Source organism: Flavonifractor sp., from assembly GCF_019422385.1.
GTDB classification, from domain to species: Bacteria; Bacillota; Clostridia; order Oscillospirales; family Oscillospiraceae; genus Flavonifractor; species Flavonifractor avistercoris.
Genome location: NZ_JAHZDL010000151.1, coordinates 1 through 2,721, shown reverse-complemented (window position 1 = coordinate 2,721; position 2,721 = coordinate 1). Strand labels below are relative to the sequence as shown.

Genomic DNA, 2,721 nt, shown 5'->3' with positions numbered 1-2,721 from the left:
TCTGGAGCTGGCGGTCTGCCTGGCCGCCGGCCTGGACGGCATCGAGAAGGGCATGACCCCTCCCGACGAGGTCACCGAGAACATCTTCGTCATGGACGAGACCGCCCGGAAGGCCCACGGCATCGACAGCCTGCCCGGCTCCCTGGAGGAGGCCATCCACGCCATGGAGGCCGATCAGCTGATCCTGGACACCCTGGGGGAGCACGTGGTAGCCAACTACCTGGACGGCAAGCGCCGGGAGTGGGACGAGTACCGCACCCGTGTCAGCTCCTGGGAGCGGGAGAAGTACATCATCAATTACTAAGCTCTCGTCCCCCGCGGGAGCGCGTGGGGGGCCTCCGGGGGGAATCGATTCCCCCCGGAAGGGGCGGCCTTGGGCGCGAAGCGCCGCGCTTTCCGCAGAAAGCGCCCGCCCCGTGGGAGAAGTATATCATCAATTACTGAGCAGAAAAACGAACCGCCCGGCGGGAGGTGGATACGATGGAAACCGTGATTGTCGCCTTTGAAAACAGCAAGACCGCCTGGCGGGTGAAGGAGATCCTGGAGGGGGGCGGGGTGGCCTCCTGCGTGGTATGCCGCTCCGCCGACCAGGTGCGGCGCACCCTTCACAAGCTCCACGTGCCGGCGGTGGTGTGCGGCTACAAGCTGGGGGATCAGACGGCGGAGCTGCTCTTCGACGATCTCCCCCTGTCCTGCGCCATGCTGGTGCTGGCCTCCCAGAGCATGCTGGAGCTGATGCAGAACGACGACATTTTCCGCCTGCCCACCCCGGTGTCCAGAGGGGATCTGGCGGCATCGGTACGGATGCTGCTGCAGATCGGCCGGCGGCTGGAGCGGTATGTGCGCCCCCGCCGCAGCCGGGAGGAGCAGAGCCTTATCGACCAGGCCAAGCGCCTGCTGATGGATCGGAACGACATGACAGAGGAGCAGGCCCACCGATATTTACAGAAAAAAAGCATGGACAGCGGGGCAAAATTAGTGCAGACGGCCCAGCTGGTGCTGGACAGCACAGAACCGGAATAGCAGGAGGGACAAGGCGGTCTCACGGCGGCAGTCGGGAGCGCGGCTGCCGCCGTTTTTATCGGAAAGGGGAACGGACTATGACAACACAGGAGCGCCCGCGGGGGCTTTACCGCCCGGAATTTGAGCACGACGCCTGCGGCATCGGCGCCGTGGTGGACATACACGGCAATCCCAGCCACCAGACGGTGGACGACGCGCTGAAGATCGTGGAGAAGCTGGAGCACCGGGCGGGCAAGGACGCCGAGGGGGAGACCGGCGACGGCGTGGGCATCCTGGTGCAGATCTCCCACCGCTTCTTCGCCAAGGCGGCGGAGGAGGCGGGCCTTGCCCTGCCCGGGGCCCGGGACTACGGCGTGGGCATGTTCTTCTTCCCCCAGGACACCCTGAAACGGGGCCAGGCCAAGAAGATGTTTGAGGTGATTGTGGAAAAGGAGGGCATGACCTTCCTGGGCTGGCGGGCGGTGCCCGTCTGCCCGGAGATTCTGGGCCAGAAGGCCCGGGACAAGATGCCCTTCATCGAGCAGGCCTTCGTGGCCAGGCCCGAGGGGGTGGAGCCCGGCCTGCCCTTCGACCGGAAGCTCTACGTGGCCCGGCGGGTGTTCGAGCAGTCCAACGACAACACCTATGTGGTCTCCCTGTCCAGCCGCACCATCGTCTACAAGGGCATGTTCCTGGTGGATCAGCTGCGCCGGTTTTACCCGGATCTCCAGAGCCCGGACTACCAGTCCGCCATCGCCCTGGTTCACTCCCGGTTCTCCACCAACACCAATCCCTCCTGGGAGCGGGCCCACCCCAACCGCCTCATGGCACACAACGGCGAGATCAACACCATCCGGGGCAATGTAGACCGCATGCTGGCCCGGGAGGAGACCATGTCCTCGCCGCTGCTGGACGCGGACATGGACAAGGTGCTGCCGGTGGTGAACGAGGCCGGCTCCGACTCGGCCATGCTGGACAACACCCTGGAGTTCCTCATGATGGGCGGCATGGATCTGCCCCTGGCGGTCATGGCCTGCATCCCGGAGCCCTGGCGGGGGGACAAGACCATCTCCCGCACCCGGCGGGATCTCTACCACTACTATGCCACCATGATGGAGCCCTGGGACGGCCCGGCCTCCATCCTGTTCTCCGACGGGGACGTGGTGGGGGCGGTGCTGGATCGCAACGGCCTGCGCCCCTCCCGGTACTATGTCACATCCGACGGCCGCCTGATCCTCTCCTCCGAGGTGGGGGTGCTGGATGTGCCCGCCGGGGAGATTGTGGAGAAGTCCCGGCTCCAGCCGGGGCGGATGCTGTTGGTGGACACCGTCCAGGGCCGCATCATCGGCGACGACGAGCTGAAGGAGCACTACGCCGCCCGGCAGCCCTACGGCGAGTGGCTGGACGCCAACCTGCTCCACCTGCGGGATCTGCCCATCCCCAACAAGCGGGTGGAGCGGCACAGCCGGGAGGAGCTCCGCCGGCTCCAGAAGGCCTTTGGCTACACCTATGAGGACGTGCGCAGCACCATCCTCCCCATGGCCCGCACCGGGGCGGAGCCCACCGCCGCCATGGGTACCGACATCCCCCTGGCGGTGCTGGACAGCAGGGAGCAGCCTCTGTTCCACTACTTCAAGCAGCTCTTTGCCCAGGTGACCAATCCACCCATCGACGCCATCCGGGAGGAGGTGGTCACCGACACCACCGTCTATCTGGGCA

The 2,721-nt window shown here is 66.0% G+C and carries 2 protein-coding genes and 1 pseudogene; all 3 read left to right on the top strand.

Going from position 1 to position 2,721, the window contains the following annotated elements:
* Nucleotides 1-304, top strand: a pseudogene (locus tag QZ378_RS12610) (type I glutamate--ammonia ligase); the annotation flags it as partial.
* A gap of 176 nt (nt 305-480) precedes the next feature.
* Nucleotides 481-1,023, top strand: coding sequence for an ANTAR domain-containing protein (locus QZ378_RS12605; protein WP_291258519.1), 543 nt, complete (start codon nt 481-483; stop codon nt 1,021-1,023).
* Between the two features lie 77 nt (nt 1,024-1,100).
* Nucleotides 1,101-2,721: glutamate synthase central domain-containing protein (locus QZ378_RS12600; RefSeq protein WP_291258518.1), on the top strand; the 1,621-nt coding region annotated here is incomplete at its 3' end.